This is a genomic window from Paludibacterium sp. B53371, assembly GCF_018802765.1.
Classification (GTDB): domain Bacteria; phylum Pseudomonadota; class Gammaproteobacteria; order Burkholderiales; family Chromobacteriaceae; genus Paludibacterium.
Map to the genome: position 1 here is coordinate 816,312 of NZ_CP069163.1, position 19,082 is coordinate 835,393.

Genomic DNA, 19,082 nt, shown 5'->3' on the forward strand with positions numbered 1-19,082 from the left:
ACGCCGCGCGCGTGACACGGTGACAAGAAAACGGGGCCGATGGCCCCGTTTCTGTTTGATTGCCCCCGAGACGTCAGTTGTCCGGCAGCATCGCCAGATAGGGCGCGGCTGACACCACGTCCTGCAGCCCGGCCGCCATGAATTGTTCGGCGTAGCTGCGCCAGATATCGTCTTGCAGGAAGACCCGCAGCAGCGCGACGTCCAGATGCCCGCCGCAGGCCATTTGCACCATGATTTTCAACACCTCGCTCATCGGCTTGGCTTCTTTATAGGGCCGGTCCGAGGCGGTGAGCGCCTCAAACACATCCGCAATCGCCATGACCCGTGCCAGTACGCTCATCTGCGCACCCTTCAACCCGCGCGGATAGCCCTTGCCGTCGATCCGCTCATGATGACCGCCGGCAATTTCCGGCACCTGCTGCAGGTGCGCCGGCAACGGCAGCGTGCCGAGCATCTTGATGGTCTCCATGATGTGCTCGTTGATCTTGTAACGCTCCTCTTCGTTGAGCGTGCCGCGCCGGATGGACAGGTTGTAGTACTCGCCGAGATTGGCGCGCCAGGCCGGTCGCTGCAGGGTAAAGCCCCAGCGCAGATCCTCCTGCCGGCTGTCCGCCGGCCAGGGATAGCGGTGAATCGCCTTGTCGTCGAGCAGCTTCTCCTCGACCGGCAAGGATGCAGCCGCTGTTTGTGCCACATGTTGCGATTCGAGGTGCCCCAGCCCCAGACGGTCGCTGAGTGTGCGCTGCCAGCGCCGCTCGGCGATCTGCTGCAGGCGCGCCAGATCCGCATCGGACATGGCTTCACTGCCGATATTGCAGTGCGCGACAAAGGCAAAATCCGCATCCAGCTGTGAGTGCGCCTCGGTCCGTTGCTGCTGCAGTAAATGAGGGTCGCCGCCCGCACACAGGCCCTGCCAGTAACGAATGTCGGCATCGCGTTTGAGGACCTCGAAGCGCATGCGGATTTCGTGGATGCGGTTGTAGAGGGTTTCCAGTTTGGTGGCCTTGTCGACGATGTATTCCGGCGTGGTGACCTTGCCGCAATCATGCAGCCAGCTGGCGAAAAAGAGGGCCTGGCGATCCTCTTCACGCATGCTGAAATCCGCCAGGCTGCCGTGGCGGCATTGCTCCGCCGCCTCTGCCAGCGCCTGGGCAATGTGCGGCACACGCTTGCAGTGTCCGCCGGTATAAGGCGATTTGGTATCAATCGCACTGGCAATCAGCTCGACCAGCGCATTCATCAGCGTCTGCAGCGAGTTGGCCAGTTGCCGGTTGTGCAGGGCGATGGCAGCAAAGCTGACCAGCGCTTTCAGGTAGTTCAGGCGGCCCCAGTTCGGTGCAATGGGTCCCTGTGCCGGATCCGCCAGCACCAGCAGTCCGTTCATCGCCTGATTCTCCAGCCGCAAGACAAACACCGTCAGGCGGGCTGTCTGTCCGGGACACAGCGCCTGCATACCCTGCGGGAGCCATGCCGTGCGGACACTCAGCATGGCCGCCTCGCCACCCGTGCCGCTCAGTGCCGCCAGCAGGGCATCGTCCACCGGCAGAGTGCCGATGGCCAGGGTCTCCGCCTGCTGTGTCTGTCCGCAACTGGGCACGAGCTGATCGTCCTGCCGCAACCAGATGGCGGCCCGCTCGGCGTCCATCGCCTGCCGGGTGGTTTGCAGCAACATTTGCATCAATTGCCCGGTCTCGGTTTCGGCGACGATTTGCCGGCTCAGACCAATGAAGTCGCGGATGGTGATCTTCATCGATTCGGTCGCCGTCATGAGGGCGTTCATCTCCCGTACCGGCGTGCGTTGCAGTGGCGGGGTATCGAAATCCATGGCCTGGATGCGCAGCGTGGTTTCCACCAGATGCTGAATCGGCCGGCTGATCCAGTTGGCCAGCAGCCAGCCCAGCGGCAACAGTACCAGCAGAAGCAGAAGGGGAATGCGCACTGCATCGCGGCTGATGGCCACCCCTTCGGCAAATACCTCGTGCTCCGGTACCAGCATCAGCAATTGCAAGGGGGCGGCGCCCTGACTGGCCACCTGACTCAGGGCCACCCGCCAGCTTTCATTTTCTGCCTGCCAGGTCGCCGACAGCGACTGAGGGGACTGCTGCTGCCAGGCCTGCAGCGCGGCGTCTGCCAGGCGGGCATCCTGTGTCGTGCCGACCAGCAGATTGCGCTGGGCATCCAGCAAGATCAGCCGGGCATGCGGGCTGGGCCGCTGTTGCAGCAGCAAGCTGTGCAGCCGCGAGAGCTGGGTGTCGACACCGTAGATCACCTTGCCGTCATGGCTGCGGCGCGCATGGGTGATGCCCAGTTCCTCGGTGGTGGCAAAGCGATACAGGCCGGTGTGCACCACGCCGGTCGCTGTCTGAGCCATTTGAAACCAGGGCCGCTGCGCCGGGTGGTAGGACCGGATGACATAGAAAGGGGCGGCGAGCGCCCGTCCCTCGTGATTCAGGAACTGGAACTGCTGCCGGGCCGGACCGGCGGCGTGAGGCGGAATCTGCTGCAGCAGCCAGCGGGTACCGGGCGGGGCATGGGCAAAGCGCTGGCGGATGGCGCCGTCCAGGCGGCGCACCAGCAAGAAAGCGCCATCCTGCTGACCACAGAATACGGCCTGCAAGTCAGGATTGTTCTGCAGACTGGCAATGAACAGTCCGATCTGCTGGGCGGCTTGTGCCGGTGCTGGTGTCGGCAGGCTGGCGAGCAGCGCGACTGCCGTTTCCGCCCGGCTTCCGGCCTGACTGACCTCCTGGCTGACCGCATGCACGCTTTGCCGGAACAGGCGGTTTTGTGCAATGAGCTGCTGCTGTTGCAATTGCTGGTAATAAAACAGCATCAGCGGTATGGCGGTGAGCAGTACCAGGCCGGCAATCAGCAGACACAGCAGGACCCTGACCGAGCTGCCGACGATGAAGGGATGATCCGCGGGAGGATGGGATTCGGCCATGGCTCGCGCTCCCTGCACAGGCGTTTGGCGATTATGGATTGTTATTCATACCTGATAGTCAGCATCGGCAGGAATGGCAAGAAATAATACCGCCCCCGGGCCAGATGGCCGGGGGGCGGCAAACCACCCGGGGGGCAGGCTGGATCAGTCGGCCAGCAACCCCTGGCTGCCGTTGGCGCGGATCACGCGCTGATACCAGAAGAAGCTGTCCTTGCGGATGCGCGCCAGATCGCGCGGGTCGGTCTCGTCACGGTTGATGTACACGAAGCCGTAACGCTTCTGATAACCGTTGAGCCAGCTGAGCAGATCGGTAAACGACCAGGCGCAGTAGCCGAGCAGCTCGGTGCCGTCGCTGATGGCCTGCTGGCAGGCGAGCAGATGACGGCGCAGGAAATCAATGCGGTAGTCGTCATGCACCTTGCCGTCATCGGTCAGGGTATCGAACTCGCCCAGGCCGTTTTCGGTAATCAGGATCGGCAGCCGGTAGCGGCTGGTGACCCGGCGCAGGGTAATGCGCAGACCATCCGGATCAATCGCCCAGTCCCAGTTGGACGTCGGCAGATGCGGGTTGGCCACGGTCTTGAACAAGCCGGGAACGCCGCTGTCCGGCGTACTGCCTTTCTGGCCACTGGTATTGAAGTCGGCGGCACCGACACCGTCCAGTCCGTTGTCTTCGAAGGTTTGCGAGAAATAGTAATTGATGCCGAGGAAATCCGGCCGGGCACTGGCCAGCAGCTCGGCATCGCCGGCCTCTGTCTGCGGCGCCTCGCCCTGGGCCTCCAGCCAGCGCCAGGCTGAGCGCGGATATTGCCCGGTGACATACACATCCAGCCACCAGTGATTATTGAACTCTTCGGCACTCTCTGCCGCGATGATGTCGGCAGGCTGGCTGCTGGCGGCATACGCCGGGCAATAGCTGAACGTCGGCCCGATGCGACCCTGCGGCACCAGCTCGCGGAAAGAACGGATGGCGCGCGCATTGGCCAGGAAGGCGTGATGATTGGCCTGATAGAAGCGACGACGGTCCTGCACGGCGGGCGGGTGCTTGGCCAGCAGGTAGCTGCGGATGGTGTCGATGTTCTGCTCGTTGAGCGTGATCCAGGTGCGCACCTTGTGGCCGAAACGCTGGAACAGGGTGCGGCAGTAATGATCAAAGTCGTCGACAATGCGCCGCGACTCCCAGGCCCCATACTCATCCATCAGACATTGCGGGGCATCCCAGTGATACAGCGTCACCACCGGCTCGATCCCGTGTGCCAGCAAGGCATCGATCAGCCGCTCATAGAAAGCCAGACCGCCTTCGTTCGGCTCGCCCCGGCCCTGCGGGAAAATGCGTGGCCAGCTGATCGAGAAGCGATACGCCTTCAGCCCCATCTCGGCCATCAGGGCGACATCTTCGGCATAGCGATGGTAATGATCGACCGCCACATCACCGTTGCTGCCCTTGAAGGTCCGCCCCGGCTGCTTGCTGAACACATCCCATACCGACGGCCCCTTGCCGTCTGCCTGCCACCCGCCCTCGATCTGATAGGCTGCCGAGGCGGCACCCCAGAGGAAATCGCTCGGGAAAGGCTGCCATTGACGATGATGCATGTGCTGACTCCTGGTTACGCTGTTTTGATCAGTATTTTTGCTTTTGCAAACGTTGTCAATAAAAATGACAACGTTTGCATGATTGAAATGCGCTAAGATGTCGGCAAAGCAATCACTCAGGATGCTCATGTCTGTTTCTGCGCCTCATTCCCCGGCGACGCTGATGGCGGTCGCCCAACGCGCCGGCGTTTCCGCCAGCACCGTCTCGCGTTTCCTCAGCGGCAAAGCCCGCCTGTCCGCCGCGGCCCGCCAGGCCGTGGAAGAGGCCATCGCCGCACTGGACTACCGCCCCAATGCGCTGGCGCAAAGCCTGAAGCGCGGCGCCTCCATGACCATCGGCGTGCTGACGCCGGCCGTGGACAGCCCGCTGCTGAGTGCCGCCTTGCTCGGCATTGACCAGACGCTGAGCGCCCAGGGCTATGTCCCGCTGATGGCCTGTGGTCACTGGCTGGCGCAAGAAGAACAGAAGCGCATCGATCTGCTGCTGTCGCAGCGGGTCGACGGCCTGATCATCCTGTCGAGCGCCCTGCCGGACGAGGCCCTGGCGCGGCTGGCCGCCCGGCTGCCACTGATGGTCATCGGCGCCGGTGCGCCGGCCGCATGGCGTCTCGGCGTCGACAATCAGCAGGGGGCCTGGCAGGCCACGCAACATCTGTTATCGCTGGGACATCGGCGCATCGCCCATATTGCCGGACCCGCAGACCGCGCCAGTGCCCGGGCCCGGCTGGCAGGTTACCGGCAGGCCATGCAGGAGGCCGGTCTGGCGCCGGAGCCGGCGCTGATCCGCGAGGGTGACTGGCTGCCGGCCAGCGGCGAGCAGGCGGTCGAGCACTGGTTGTCACAGGGGCAGTCCTTCACCGCCATTTTTGCCGCCAACGACCAGATGGCCGCCGGTGCCCGTCTGGCCTTGTACCGTCACGGTCTGGCCGTACCCGGGCAAGTCTCGCTGATTGGCTTCGATGCCGTGCCGGCCTCTGCCTGCATGACCCCGCCGCTGACGACGGTTGACACCCACATGCCCGCGCTCGGCGCCCGGGCAGCCGAACTGCTGGTGCGCCGACTGCGTGGGGAAAGCGTGTCGGACACCCTCCTGCCGCCTCGTTTGTTAGTGCGAGAATCCTGTGCGCCACAGGCGCAATGACAGGGCAGGCAGGGTGGGACGGATGAGCGAGACTTGCTTTAGATAAAACTATTGTCATATTCGTTGGCCAGTGTCTTGCCAACCGTCTATTCACCCTTGATAATCGCCATTCATGCAGGAGAGAGCCGGTCCGACCGGCCGCCGAAGGCGCAAGCGCACCCGCAATCGCTCAGGCAAAAGGACTGCATCGTCAGAACCGTCAGGTTCGAAAACTCTGGAGAGCGGTGCCGCAGCATCCACCGAAGGGGCTAACGGTCGAATGACCGGAAAATCTCAGGTGTCAGGACAGAGGGGTGTGAGTTGCATTAGTGCTTTCACACACTTCTTTGAGGATGCGCCATGACGGCCCCGAAACGCACACCCCTGTTTGCAGAACATGTTGCCGCCCAAGGCAAGATGGTTGATTTTGCCGGTTGGGAAATGCCCATCCACTATGGTTCGCAGCTCAAGGAGCACGAACTGGTGCGTGCCGATGCCGGCATGTTCGATGTGTCCCACATGACGGTGGTGGATATCACCGGTTCGCAAGCCAGGGCCTGGCTGCAAAAACTCATCGCCAACGATGTCGCCAAGCTCGGCTTCGAAGGCAAGGCGCTGTATTCCGGCATGCTCAACCAGGACGGCGGCGTGGTCGACGACCTGATCGTCTACCTGACCAGCTACGGCTACCGCATGGTGATCAATGCCGGCACCACCGAAAAGGACCTGGCCTGGATGGAAAGCCAGCGCGCCGGCTTCGACGTGCAACTCAAGGTGCGCCGCGACCTGGCCATGCTGGCCGTGCAGGGCCCGAATGCCATCGCCAAGTTCTGCGACGTCAAGCCGGAAGCGGCCGACCGCGTCAAGGCGCTCAAGGTCTTCCAGGGCGTCTTCTGTGGTGAGTGGTTCATCGCCCGCACCGGCTATACCGGTGAGGATGGTCTGGAGCTGATGCTGCCGGCCGAAGAGATTGCCGGGCTGTTCCGTGCGCTGATCGCCGGTGGCGTGGCGCCGTGTGGTCTGGGCGCGCGCGACACCCTGCGGCTGGAAGCCGGCATGAACCTGTACGGTCATGATATGGATGAAAGCGTGTTGCCGCTGGAAGCCGGCATGGGCTGGACCATCGCCTGGGAACCGGCCGAGCGCGACTTCAATGGTCGCAAGGCGCTGGAAGCCGCCAAGGCGGCCGGTCTGAAGATGAAACAGGTGGGCCTGGTGCTGGAAGGCCGCGGCGTGCTGCGCGATGGTCTGCGCGTAGTGGTGCCCGGCGTCGGCGAAGGCGTGATTACCAGCGGCAGCTTCTCGCCCACCCTCAAGCATTCCATTGCCATTGCCCGTGTGCCGGTCGGTACCGGTGCAGAGGCGCAAGTGGATCTGCGTGGCACCCTGACCCCGGTGCGCGTGGTCAAAATGCCGTTCGTGCGCAATGGCAAGAAGGTTTTCGAATAATCGCAACCCATACGAACACAGGGAGTTTGTAATGAGCAATATTCCGTCCGACCTGAAATATGTTGCCAGCCACGAGTGGCTGCGCCTTGGCGCCGATGGCGTGATCACCGTGGGCATCACCCACCATGCGCAGGAACTGCTGGGCGACATCGTGTTCGTCGAGCTGCCGCAAGTCGAAGCCGCCCTGGCGGCCGACGAGCAGGCCGGGGTCGTGGAGTCGGTCAAGGCTGCCTCCGATGTGTACTGTCCGATCGCCGGCACCGTGGTGGAAGTCAATGCCACCCTGGAAGCCGAGCCGCAGCTGGCCAATACCGACCCGTATGGCGAAGGCTGGTTCTTCAAGATGCGTCCGGCCAACCCGGCCGACTTTGACGCCCTGATGGACGCTGCCGCCTACGCTGCCGAAATCGGCGAGTAAGCCTGTCTTTTCGGCGCATTGCGAGGGTGCATTGCCGATGGCGAATGCACCCTACTTCAATGTGTCTCCGGAATTGATGCAAGGATTGAAGCCATGACCACGCTTTCCCAGCTGTTCAACCGCGATGAATTCATCGCCCGTCATATCGGACCGTCCGATGCCGACCGTCAGGCCATGCTGGCCACCGTCGGCGCTTCCTCGCTGGAAGACCTGATCGATCAGACCGTACCGTCCGCCATCCGCCTGCGCGGCAAACTGCCACTGCCGGAGGCCCGTCCGGAAGCCGAGGCACTGGAAGTGCTCAAACAGCTGGCCCGGCAGAACGTGATCAAACAATCGTATATCGGCATGGGCTACCACCCGACGCTGACCCCGGCGGTCATCCTGCGCAATGTGCTGGAAAACCCGGGCTGGTATACCGCCTATACCCCGTACCAGGCCGAAATCGCCCAGGGCCGTCTGGAAGCCCTGCTCAACTACCAGCAGATGGTGATCGACCTGACCGGCCTCGAGCTGGCCAACGCCTCGCTGCTGGACGAAGCCACCGCCGCCGCCGAAGCCATGGCCATGGCGCGTCGCGTCTCCAAGAGCAAGTCGAACCGTTTCTTCGTCGACAGCCGCGTGCTGCCGCAAACCCTGGACGTGCTGAAAACCCGTGCCAAGTACTTCGGCTTCGAGCTGAGTCAGGGGCATCCGGAGCAGGCCGGTCAGGAAGAATACTTTGGTGCGCTGTTCCAGTACCCCGGTGAAGCCGGCGATGTGCTGGACCTGTCGGCACCGATTGCCGCCGCCAAGGCCCGCGGTGCGGTGGCCATCGTGGCCGCCGACATCATGGCCCTGGTGCTGCTCAAGTCACCGGCCGAACTGGGCGCGGACATCGCCCTGGGATCGACCCAGCGCTTCGGCGTGCCGATGGGCTTCGGTGGCCCGCACGCTGCCTACTTCGCCTTCAAGGACGACATGAAGCGCTCGGCCCCGGGCCGCATCATCGGGGTGTCGGTCGACGCCAAGGGCAAACAGGCCCTGCGCATGGCCCTGCAGACTCGCGAACAACACATCCGCCGCGAAAAGGCCAACTCCAACATCTGCACCTCGCAGGTCCTGCTGGCCAATATCGCCGGCATGTACGCCGTCTACCACGGCCCGCAAGGCATCCAGCGCATCGCCCATCGCATCCACCGCCTGGCGGCCCTGTTTGCGGCCGCCGTGAAGCAGGCCGGCGGCAAGCTGGTATTCGACCGCTTCTATGACACCGTGCAAGTCGATCTCGGCAGCCGTGCCGCCGACGTGCTGCGCGCCGCCTGCGACGCCGGCTACAACCTGCGCGATGCCGGCCATGGCATCGTCGGCCTGAGCTTCCATGAAGCCACCACCGCCGACGACCTGCAGGCCCTGATCCGCCTGTTCACCGGCAAGGACACCGACCTGGCAGCACTGGACGCCGCTACCGCCGATGCCTTCCCGGCCTCGCTCAAGCGCGAATCCGCCATCCTCAGCCACCCGGTGTTCAATCGTTATCACACCGAACACGAAATGCTGCGTTACCTGAAGCGGCTGGAAAACCGCGATCTGGCGATGAACCATTCGATGATCTCGCTGGGCTCCTGCACCATGAAGCTCAACGCCGTCAGCGAAATGCTGCCGATCACCTGGCCCGAATTCGCCAACATCCATCCGTTCGCGCCGCGCGATCAGGTGGGTGGCTATCTGCAGATGATCGACGGCCTGGCCGAGCAGCTCAAGGCCATCACCGGCTTCGACGCCATCTGCATGCAGCCGAACTCGGGTGCCCAGGGCGAGTACGCCGGCCTGCTGGCGATCAGCCGCTACCATGAAGCACGTGGCGAAGGCCATCGCCATGTCTGCCTGATCCCGCGTTCGGCACACGGTACCAACCCGGCCTCGGCACAAATGATGAACATGCAGGTCGTGGTGGTGGATTGCGACGACTCCGGCAACGTCGATGTGGCCGATCTCAAGGCCAAGGCCGAGCAGCACAGCGCCAACCTGGCCTGCCTGATGATCACCTACCCGTCGACCCACGGCGTGTTCGAAGCCTCGATCAAAGAGATCTGCGAGATCGTGCATGCCCATGGCGGTCAGGTGTACATGGACGGTGCCAACCTGAATGCCCAGGTCGGCCTGATGCGTCCGGCCGATATCGGTGCCGACGTCAGCCACATGAACCTGCACAAGACCTTCTGCATTCCGCACGGAGGTGGCGGCCCGGGCATGGGGCCGATCGGCCTGAAGGCCCACCTGGCCCCGCATATGGCCAACCATGCGGTGACCCCGATTGCCAATGGCTCGGAAGGGCAGAGTGCCGTGTCCGCCGCACCGTTCGGCTCGGCCTCGATCCTGCCGATCTCGTGGATGTACATCACCATGATGGGCGCCGAAGGCCTGAAACAGGCCACCAGCAACGCCCTGCTCAACGGCAACTACATTGCCAGCGCCCTGGCCGGACATTACCCGGTGCTGTATACCGGCGCCAATGGCCGGGTGGCCCACGAGTGCATCATCGACCTGCGTCCGCTCAAGGCCGCCAGCGGCGTCACCGAAGTGGATGTGGCCAAGCGCCTGATGGACTACGGCTTCCATGCGCCGACCATGAGCTTCCCGGTACCGGGCACGCTGATGATCGAGCCGACCGAATCGGAGTCCAAGGCCGAACTCGACCGCTTCATCGCCGCCATGCTGGCGATCCGCGCCGAGATCGACAAGGTACAGAACGGCATCTGGCCGAAGGATGACAACCCGCTGTGCAATGCACCGCACAGCAAGGCCGACATCGCCGGCGACTGGTCGCACCCCTACAGCCGCGAAGAAGCCCTGTTCCCGCTGCCGTATGTGTTCGACAACAAGTTCTGGCCGAGCGTGAACCGCATCGATGACGTCTACGGCGACCGCAACCTGGTCTGCAGCTGCCCGTCGACCGACAGCTACCGCTAAGACCTCAGGCTGAAACAAAACCCCCGGCATCGTCAGATGCCGGGGGTTTTTCATGGGGCGCATTCACCGCGGACAATGCGCCACCGCATGTGGCCGGCGCAATGAAAGATTGCGCCCTACGGACCACGTAGGGTGCATTCGCGTAGGGTGCATTCGCGTAGGGTGCATTCGCGTAGAGTGCATTCACGTAGGGTGCATTCGCGTAGGGTGCATTCGCGTAGGGTGCATTCGCCGGAGGCAATGCGCCAACGCAATGCACCGATGCAATGCGCCAACGCAATGCGCCAATGCAATGCACCGATGCAATGCACCGATGCAATGCACCGATGCAATGCACCGATGCAATGCACCGATGCCATGCACCGATCAACAGCCCAATTTGCATTCGGCGGCGGGATTCTGCAGCAGCAGGCGCACCAGCAGCCCACCCGGCTCACGCAGCGGGTCGGTCCCTATTGAAAGCACGCGGCCATTCTCCGGCGCGAAGTAGGTCTTGAGCACCTTGCCGAAGGCATCACGTTGCACCGCGATTTTCTGCCCCTTCACCACATCCTGATTGAGCGCGACCAACACCTCGGCAAAACCGCCGACCTCTGCCCGCACCGACGTCATATCATTGCCGAAATAGGTCTTGGCTTCGCGAGAGGTCTTGCCCAGCTTGCCCGGCAGCATGTGATTGGCGACCAGCACATTCATCACGCCGATATAGCTTTTCTCGATCAGCGCCGTTTCATACAGCTTGGCCTGGCCGATTTCCATGGTAATGGCAGGAACCTTGTTCTCGTCGAAGGTGGTTTCCGCCGAGCCGGGCTCACCCGGATCCAGCTTGATCTGATCAGCAGGAATCAACTTGGCCATGTCGAACGATTGGGTGATCCGCGCATCGGTATACACAAACAAGGGATAGGCCGTGCCACGACTTTGCGTGTGCAAGTCGATGAACAAGTCGACGTTGCCGCCCCAGAGCTGATTCCACAGCAGCCAGATATGGCGTTTACCGGCGTCCTTGTGCTCCTTGCCCGGCCAGAGCCGATTGGGGTCGGTCATGTCGCCCCCATCGTTTTGCAACTGGAAGTTGCGATTATTGGCCAGCATGCCGGTCGGGTTGGCCCCGACGACCCCGATCACCACCCCCTTCAGCCTGGCCGGATCAATGGCATCAAACACCTTCTGCACCGTTCGCGTGCCATTCAGTTCATCACCATGCAAACCGGATTGCAGGCCCAGCCTGGGGCCGGGCTCGACACCCTTGGCGACCATGACCGGAACATACTGATGCTGTCCGATGGCATTTTCGACACCCTGAAACCAGAAATGCTGAACCGTGCCTGCAGGCAGGTCACTGACATCCAGCTTGCTGATGACGGGCACACCGTCAATCTTGTCCCCCGTGTACTGCGTGGCCGCGAAAACCCCGGCACTGGCCAAGGCCAGACATGTTGCCAAAATCGTGTGTCGCATATTCTTCTCCCTGATGGCGGGCACTGCAGATCAGTGCCCTGATTGCCGCCCTCAGTGTGCGGAGCCGGTCAGGCCGACAAGTTGATCTTTCGCAAACCGGACATGCCGGACATCGCGCCATTTCGGCTAGTTTTCTACTGATATGGCCGATTGATTGGCGAATTTTTATCGAAAGCCCGTCCTGCTCGTCAGAGAGAATCTTATATTGAATTGAAATTAAAATTTTCATTCAAATTAAGATATGAAAATGAATTTTCATCAAAAAGCACAAAAGTGCAACATTTGTGCATCACCGCCGCCAATCGCCGGTATCAGATCCAGATCAAGACCACAGCAAGCGGCAGTGGCGGCAGACTTGTCCCGTATCCATGGCTGCTATATAAGGAACGAATCTCTCAGGAAAGTCGTCATGCCTACCCCAAGACCCGCTACCGCGATCTATCAGACCCCGGTCATCCAGCGGCTGGCCACCATTGCGCCGACGCTGCCCCCGGCGCTGAGCCGCGTAGCCGATTTCATTCTGCGCAACCCGCTCAAAGCCGCCACCATGACCATCGATGAGGTGGCCCGGGAGACCGCCACCTCGGCCGCAGCCGTCAACCGGCTGGCCAACGCGGCCGATCTCGGCGGCTTCAGTGGGCTGAAAGCGGCACTGCTGGAAACGCTGCAGGCTTTTGTCTCGCCGGTGGAAAAACTGCGCCAGCAAATCGGGGCCGATCAGCAAAGCCCCCTTGGCCTGACGGCGCTGCTGCAAACCGCGCGCGACGGCCTCCGACAAACCGCCGGACTGAATGACCAGCAAGCATTCGATGCGGCGGTCGATTGCTTGCTGCAGGCACGCAAAGTCTATGTGCTCGGATTTGGCAACAGTGTTTACCTGGCCGGCTATGCGGCCGCCAACCTGGTGCCCTACTGTGCCGATGCCCAGGTGATCAGCATGGAAGGCGGCAATGAAAATGCCGCCTATCGGCTGGCGACCATTGCCGAACAGGATGTCCTGCTGGCCATCTCGCTGCCGCGCTACTCGCTGGACACCGATCGCCTGGCCCGATTCGCCGCGAAACGCGGCGCACGCATTGTGGCCATCACCGACTCCCCCGCGGCCCCGCTACAAAGCGTGGCACACCACGTGCTGTATGCCGCTACCGAACACCCGGTGCTGATCAATGCCAACCTGGCAGCCTTTGGCCTGATCGAGGCATTGATCTCCGGCGTAATGCTGCGCAATCAGGATGCCGCGGCCTTGTCGGCGGAAATGGCCAACAGCGTGTTGCCTTATCTTTATGTTTGATGGGCGTCGTGGCGTGTCGATGTTGATGGCGTGTCGATAATGATGGCGTGTCGATAATGATGGCGTGTCGATAATGATGGCGCAATTGAAGATTGCGCCTTACGGACCACGTGGGTGCATTCGCCGGGGGCAATGCACCGATGCAATGCACCGATGCAATGCGCCGGTGCCATGCCGGATGATGGCGCAATTGAAGATTGCGCCCTACGGACCACGTAGGGTGCATTCGCCGGGGGCAATGCGCCAATGCCATACCGGATGATGGCGCAATTGAAGATTGCGCCCTACGGACCACGTAGGGTGCATTCGCCGGGGGCAATGCGCCAATGCCATACCGGATGATGGCGCAATTGAAGATTGCGCCCTACGGACCACGTAGGGTGCATTCGCCGGGGGCAATGCGCCAATGCCATACCGGATGATGGCGCAATTGAAGATTGCGCCCTACGGACCACGTAGGGTGCATTCGCCGGAGGCAATGCACCGGTGCCATGCCGGATGATGGCGCAATTGAAGATTGCGCCTTACGGACCACGTAGGGTGCATTCGCCGGAGGCAATGCGCCGATGCCATGCGCCAATGCCATACCGGATGGCGGCGCAATTGAAGATTGCGCCTTACGGTTTGGTGCAAGTCACAGCATGCCGCCACGGATGGCACTGGTGCGTGGTGCGGTCGCTTTGCTGACCGGTGCGGGATAGGTGCGGGCCTGTTCGAGCACCTGCTGGAGGCTGGTTTCCAGCAGTTCGAACTGGGTAATCACATCGGTCATGCCGCTGCTGCCGCCCAGCGGCTGGCGGCTCCACAACAGCCAGTTGCCGCTGCGGCGATCAAAGGCCACCGTCGGCCGCAGGGGCTCATGACTGAAATGGTTCAGCGCCAGCAACTGTCGCCCTTCCGGCAATGGTTGCTCGTCCAGCAAGACAAACATCAGCAGATAGTTGGCCGGCAGGGCACTGAGAAACACCTCGCCCTGCTCACGCGGTACGCTGACCATATCCCCGTGCCGCGCGAGCCGGTTCAGTCCGAGATGCCGGGCCAGGTGCTGCAGGGCGTCATCGAAGGGGGTCATACCGCCGTGACCTTTGTTGGGAGCGGCTCGGCACGCGTTTCAGTCTGCGTTGCCTGCTGCCTGGTGGCTGGTTGCGAGTCCTTGCCGTACAGGTTTTCCAGATTTTTTTTCAGGGCGATGTTGATGTGCTTGTGTGCTTCAGGACTGTTGCTCAGATAGCCCCGCTCATCATGGTAGACCGGCCCATGTTGCCTGAGGTAAGTGGCAGAGCGCAGGTCATCATAGGCTTCCTTCAGGTGTCGTTTGTCTGTTTCGCTCAATGTCTCATAGTTCTTTTTCTGCTGTTCCCACAGATCGGCTCCCTTTTTGACAGTGAAGCGTCCCTCGCCATCTTCGGTGACCAGCTGGTCGGAAGATAATTGCATCTTCTTCATGGCCTGTTTGCCATTCAGAATCTGATTGCAACGCTTGACATGCTCCCGCTGGTAAGGATCCATGGCGGGTCCGGCGGGCGATGCGGGCATGGTGGACGAAGCGGGCGCACTGCGCGTTGCAGGCTGGGGAGGCGGCGCTGCCGTCGTAGCCATGGCGCTCGATTGGGCGGCCAGCCACTGCGACAACTGTTCTATCAGCGCTTGCTGCGTCTTCACTTGCTGGTTGAGTTCATCAATCTTGCTATTCAGCTCACGGCGGAGTGAGTCGTCCCCGCTGCCGGTTTCGCCGGTGAGCAAGTACCAGCCGATCTTTTTCAGATCAGCGAGCAACCCGCTGTTTTTCCGGCTGGTGGCATCGTCTTCCTGCTTGTCCATGCCGGGCAGGGCCTGCCTGGCGACGATCGGGTCTTTAGACAGGGAATGGGTGCTGGCAGAACGGACCGGGCTGCCGGGCGCTGTTTGCTGGCGGGCATGTTCCAGTATGTTTTGTGCCTTTTGACTCTGCGGGGTCATGGCCAGATCCAGCGCTTCGATAAGCAATGGATTGCTGTGCTGAATGGGTATGGTACGGTGAGCCGGGTAGGTAATTGAGTTGGCCATCTGGACTTCCTTTACAGAAGGGATGCACGCAGCTTGCCGGGTCTGTCTGCCGGCTGCTTTGGCGTTTTGACGCCGCCTTATTGCCATTGGTTATGAAAGAAAAAGCAATTCATATTTTCTTTTCTATTTCTTTGGGTTAGCGTAAGGCAATACAACAACGTCATTGACAAGGGACTGAGCGATGAAACTGGAAACATTGGCAGTGCATGCCGGCTATTCACCCGACCCGACCACCCGCGCGGTGGCGGTCCCGCTGTACCAGACCACTTCGTATGCCTTCGACAGCACCCAGCACGGGGCCGATCTGTTCGATCTCAAGGTGCAGGGCAATATCTACACCCGCATCATGAACCCGACCACCGACGTGCTGGAAAAACGACTGGCGGCGCTGGAGGGCGGGATCGGCGCACTGGCACTGGCCTCGGGCATGTCGGCCATTACCTATGCCATTCAGACCATCGCCGAAGCCGGTGACAACATCATCGCCACCAGCACCCTGTATGGCGGCACCTATAACCTGTTTGCCCACACCTTCCCGCAGTTCGGCATCGAGGTGCGTTTCGTCGACTACCGCGACCCGGCCGCCATCGAGCAACTCATCGACAGCCGCACCAAGGCGGTGTATGTCGAGTCGATCGGCAACCCGCTGGGCAATGTGGTCGACTTCGCCGCCTTCGCCAAGCATGCCCACGCGCACGGCGTGCCGCTGATTGTCGACAACACCGTGCCCAGCCCCTATCTGTGCCGGCCGTTCGAGCATGGCGCCGACATCGTGGTGCACTCGCTGACCAAATACATCGGCGGTCACGGCAACAGCATCGGCGGGGCGATCATCGACTCCGGCAAATTCCCCTGGGCCGAACACAAAGACCGCTTCCCGCGCCTGAACCAGCCGGACCCGTCCTACCACGGCGTGGTCTATACCGAAGCACTCGGGCCGGCGGCCTTCATCGGCCGTGCCCGCGTGGTGCCGCTGCGCAATACCGGCGCAGCGCTGTCGCCGTTCAATGCCTTCCTGATCCTGCAGGGCCTGGAAACCTTGCCGCTGCGCATGGACCGCATCAGCGAGAACACCCTGAAAGTGGCCGAGTTCCTGCAGGCACACCACCAGGTCGAGTGGGTGGAGTACGCCGGCCTGGCCGGCCATGCCTCGCGCCCGCTGGTGGACAAGTACCTCGGCGGACGCGCTTCGGGCATTCTGTCGTTCGGCATCAAGGGCGGCGTCGAGGCCGGTGGCCGTTTCATCGATGCCCTGCAACTGATCACCCGCCTGGTGAACATCGGTGACGCCAAGTCGCTGGCCTGCCACCCGGCCACCACCACCCACCGCCAGCTGTCGCCGGAAGAACAGATCAAGGCCGGTGTGCGCCCCGAGCTGGTGCGCCTGTCGATCGGTATCGAACACATCGACGACATCCTGGACGACATCAAGCAGGCCTTGTCCAAGGCGGGCTGACCCCTTCCGGCCAGCCAAAACAAAAACCCCGCGCGATGGCGGGGTTTTTGTTTGCCCGAAGGCGGCTTACTTCAGCGCAACATGCGAGAAATCCTGCCGTCCGAAGGGGCTGACACGGTAGCCACTGACATTGCGCGCCGCCATGGCATACAGCGTCGGGTGCGCCAGCGGCAGCCAGACCGCCTGGTCGTGGATGAGCTTCTGGGCGGCCAGGTACAGCTGGGTACGTTGCTTGAGATCCGCCGTGCGCTTGCCGTCGCTGATCAGCTTGTCCAGTTTGGCATCGCAGAAACGGGCGAAGTTGGTGCCCGACTTGACGGCGGCACAACCGAATTGCGGCGTCAGGAAGTTGTCCGGGTCGCCGTTGTCGCCCGCCCAGCCCATGAACAGGATCTCATGCTCACCGGCCTTGCCGCGACGGATCAGCTCGCCCCAGTCAATCACCTGCACCTTGGCGCGGATGCCAACCCGGGCCAGATCGGCTTGCAGCAATTCCGCGCCGGCACGTGGATTAGGGTTGAGCATGCTGCCGGTCGGACGCACCCAGACCGTGGTGTCAAAGCCATTCGGATAGCCCGCCTGAGCCAGCAGCTTTTTGGCCGCGGCCACATCATGCGGCCAGGCCTTGATGTTGCGGGCATAGCCCCAGGTGCTGGGCGGGTAGGGCAGCACGGCCTCGGTAGCCGTACCGTCAAACACGGCACTCAGATAACTGGCATGATCGAAGGCCAGGTTGACGGCGCGCCGCACCAGCACATTGTCGAACGGTTTCTTCTGGCTGTTCATGGCCACAAAGGCGGTCATGAAGGCCGGCGAGGACAGCACTTGCAGACTGGTATTGCCGCGCGCGCTCAACACGTCCTGCGGTGTCGGCGACAGCGCGATCTGGCATTCCCCAGCCTTGAGCTTTTGCAGTCGCACCGAAGGGCTCGGCGTGATGGAAAAAATCAGCTGACCCACCTTGGGCTTGCTGCCGAAGTAGCCCGGATTGGCGCTGTAGCGCACCACACTGTCCTTCAGATAGCTGCGGAACACAAAGGGGCCGGTACCGATCGGCTTGCTGTTGAGCTCCTGCGGCTTGCCGGCGGCCATCAGCTGATTGGCGTACTCGGCGGAATAGATCGAGGCAAAGCCCATGGTCAGGGTCGACAGGAAAGTCGACTCCGGACGACTGAGAATGAACTCCACCGTATGGTTGTCAATGGCGTGCACCGCCTGAATCAGCGACGGCAGCTGCAGCGAGGTGGCATGCGGGAAGGTGCCGGGGGAGATCTTGTACCAGGGATTGCCCGGGTTGAGCATGCGCTCGAAGGTAAACACCACGTCATCGGCACTCAGCTTGCGGCTGGGCTTGAAATAGTCGGTGCTGTGGAAATTGACATCCTGGCGCAGGGTAAAGGTATAAGCACGGCCATCCGGACTGACGCGCCAGCTGCTGGCCAGCGAGGGGACAACCTTGCCGCTGTCCGGGTCATACTCAACCAGCCGGTTCATCAGCGGGTCGGCCGAGGCATTGGTGGTGACCAGCGCGTTGTACTGCACGACGTCGAATCCGTCCGGATTGGACTCGGTGCAGACCGTCAGGGTATTCGCCGCCCAACTGCTGGTGGCAGCGCAGGTAGCAAGCAATAACAAACCTTGATGCAGTGGACGCATGTCTTGTTCTCCGACAGCTAGATGCCCGATGGGCTAACCGGCAGAGTATAAGTTCTTTGATCCGCAGGCGCCAAAACAACATTCTATATGCATAGATATTGGCTGGAATAACAGTCCTTTTGCATGGAGTAAATGGAATATACTTATTCTGTAAGGTTATTTGGGTGCGTGTATGACTTCGACTGTCGAGTGGGGCGTGTTGCTGGCCATTGGCCTGGCCGCCGGTGTGTCATCCGGTGTGTTCGGCATTGGCGGCGGCATTCTGATCGTGCCGGCGCTGGTGTTCTTGCTGAAATTTCCCATGCCGCGAGCCATCGGCACCAGCCTGGCCGTGCTGCTGCCACCCGTCGGGGCGGCGGCCGTCTGGTCATACTACCGGGCCTCGATGGTCGATCTGCGGGCGGCTGCCGTACTGGCCCTGATGCTGTTCATCGGCGCCTGGTTCGGCGCACAGCTGGTACAACGCATGGATGGCACCCTGTTAAAAGCCGTATTCGGCCTGTTCCTCATCGCCATCGGGCTCTACACCATTTACACCGCACGCGGCGCGTAGCCCGCATTCCCGTAGGGTGCATTCCCGTAGGGTGCATTCCCGTAGGGTGCATTCGCCGGAGGCAATGCACCGATGCAATGCACCGATGCAATGCACCGATGCAATGCACCGATGCAACGTACCGATGCAATGCACCAATCTGC

The 19,082-nt window shown here is 61.9% G+C and carries 14 protein-coding genes and 2 riboswitches; of the genes, 7 read left to right on the top strand and 7 right to left on the bottom strand.

Annotated elements, in window-relative coordinates; all coding sequences use genetic code 11:
- Window positions 1-73: 73 nt before the first annotated feature.
- Together JNO51_RS17495 and JNO51_RS03900 are read right to left on the bottom strand one after the other, a co-directional pair.
- Window positions 74-2,944: an HD domain-containing phosphohydrolase gene (locus JNO51_RS17495; RefSeq protein ID WP_215781602.1), complete on the bottom strand. Its 2,871-nt coding sequence runs from the start codon at window positions 2,942-2,944 to the stop codon at window positions 74-76.
- A gap of 144 nt (window positions 2,945-3,088) precedes the next feature.
- Window positions 3,089-4,537: a glycoside hydrolase family 1 protein gene (locus JNO51_RS03900; RefSeq protein ID WP_215781604.1), complete on the bottom strand. Its 1,449-nt coding sequence runs from the start codon at window positions 4,535-4,537 to the stop codon at window positions 3,089-3,091.
- A 163-nt stretch (window positions 4,538-4,700) separates the two neighbouring features.
- Between JNO51_RS03900 and JNO51_RS03905 the strand changes: the two genes are divergently transcribed.
- The 4 genes from JNO51_RS03905 to gcvP all read left to right on the top strand — a co-directional run bounded on the left by JNO51_RS03905 (window position 4,701) and on the right by gcvP (window position 10,476).
- Complete coding sequence (locus JNO51_RS03905; RefSeq protein WP_215781606.1) at window positions 4,701-5,678, top strand: LacI family DNA-binding transcriptional regulator; 978 nt, start codon at window positions 4,701-4,703, stop codon at window positions 5,676-5,678.
- A gap of 105 nt (window positions 5,679-5,783) precedes the next feature.
- Window positions 5,784-5,873: riboswitch (glycine riboswitch) on the top strand.
- A gap of 9 nt (window positions 5,874-5,882) precedes the next feature.
- A riboswitch (glycine riboswitch) is annotated at window positions 5,883-5,977 on the top strand.
- A gap of 40 nt (window positions 5,978-6,017) precedes the next feature.
- Window positions 6,018-7,106 (top strand): glycine cleavage system aminomethyltransferase GcvT, encoded by a 1,089-nt coding sequence (gene gcvT / locus JNO51_RS03910; protein WP_215781608.1) that lies wholly within the window; start codon window positions 6,018-6,020, stop codon window positions 7,104-7,106.
- A gap of 31 nt (window positions 7,107-7,137) precedes the next feature.
- Window positions 7,138-7,524: a glycine cleavage system protein GcvH gene (gcvH, locus tag JNO51_RS03915; protein WP_215781616.1), complete on the top strand. Its 387-nt coding sequence runs from the start codon at window positions 7,138-7,140 to the stop codon at window positions 7,522-7,524.
- 93 nt (window positions 7,525-7,617) lie between these two features.
- Window positions 7,618-10,476, top strand: coding sequence for an aminomethyl-transferring glycine dehydrogenase (gene gcvP, locus JNO51_RS03920; protein ID WP_215781617.1), 2,859 nt, complete (start codon window positions 7,618-7,620; stop codon window positions 10,474-10,476).
- Window positions 10,477-10,592: 116 nt separating this feature from the next.
- Here the strand turns inward: gcvP and JNO51_RS17535 are convergent, their stop codons facing one another.
- Together JNO51_RS17535 and JNO51_RS03930 are read right to left on the bottom strand one after the other, a co-directional pair.
- Window positions 10,593-10,835 carry a pentapeptide repeat-containing protein gene (locus tag JNO51_RS17535; protein ID WP_215781618.1) on the bottom strand — a complete coding sequence of 81 codons (243 nt, stop codon included), beginning with the start codon at window positions 10,833-10,835 and terminating at the stop codon, window positions 10,593-10,595.
- Window positions 10,836-10,842: 7 nt separating this feature from the next.
- Complete coding sequence (locus JNO51_RS03930; protein ID WP_215781619.1) at window positions 10,843-11,937, bottom strand: succinylglutamate desuccinylase/aspartoacylase family protein; 1,095 nt, start codon at window positions 11,935-11,937, stop codon at window positions 10,843-10,845.
- A 409-nt stretch (window positions 11,938-12,346) separates the two neighbouring features.
- Between JNO51_RS03930 and JNO51_RS03935 the strand changes: the two genes are divergently transcribed.
- A complete protein-coding gene (locus JNO51_RS03935; protein WP_215781620.1) occupies window positions 12,347-13,228 on the top strand; it encodes a MurR/RpiR family transcriptional regulator in 882 nt (293 codons plus the stop codon).
- A gap of 634 nt (window positions 13,229-13,862) precedes the next feature.
- On the opposite strand, the gene JNO51_RS03940 is transcribed toward JNO51_RS03935, so the two are convergent.
- Complete coding sequence (locus JNO51_RS03940; protein WP_215781622.1) at window positions 13,863-14,300, bottom strand: CesT family type III secretion system chaperone; 438 nt, start codon at window positions 14,298-14,300, stop codon at window positions 13,863-13,865.
- On the bottom strand, window positions 14,297-15,274 hold the full coding sequence (locus JNO51_RS03945; protein ID WP_215781625.1) for a hypothetical protein: 978 nt from the start codon (window positions 15,272-15,274) through the stop codon (window positions 14,297-14,299). The genes JNO51_RS03940 and JNO51_RS03945 overlap by 4 nt, the downstream gene beginning before the upstream one ends.
- Window positions 15,275-15,455: 181 nt before the next feature.
- On the opposite strand from JNO51_RS03945, the gene JNO51_RS03950 reads away from it, so the two are divergent.
- The gene (locus tag JNO51_RS03950; protein WP_215781627.1) at window positions 15,456-16,730 is read left to right on the top strand and encodes an O-acetylhomoserine aminocarboxypropyltransferase/cysteine synthase family protein; all 1,275 of its coding nucleotides are present in this window, start codon (window positions 15,456-15,458) and stop codon (window positions 16,728-16,730) included.
- Window positions 16,731-16,796: 66 nt separating this feature from the next.
- Here JNO51_RS03950 and JNO51_RS03955 read toward each other — a convergent pair whose 3' ends face one another.
- Window positions 16,797-18,386: an ABC transporter substrate-binding protein gene (locus JNO51_RS03955; RefSeq protein WP_215781630.1), complete on the bottom strand. Its 1,590-nt coding sequence runs from the start codon at window positions 18,384-18,386 to the stop codon at window positions 16,797-16,799.
- 172 nt (window positions 18,387-18,558) lie between these two features.
- Here JNO51_RS03955 and JNO51_RS03960 point away from each other — a divergent pair, with 172 nt between their 5' ends.
- Window positions 18,559-18,939 carry a sulfite exporter TauE/SafE family protein gene (locus tag JNO51_RS03960; protein WP_215781632.1) on the top strand — a complete coding sequence of 127 codons (381 nt, stop codon included), beginning with the start codon at window positions 18,559-18,561 and terminating at the stop codon, window positions 18,937-18,939.
- Window positions 18,940-19,082 lie beyond the last annotated feature (143 nt).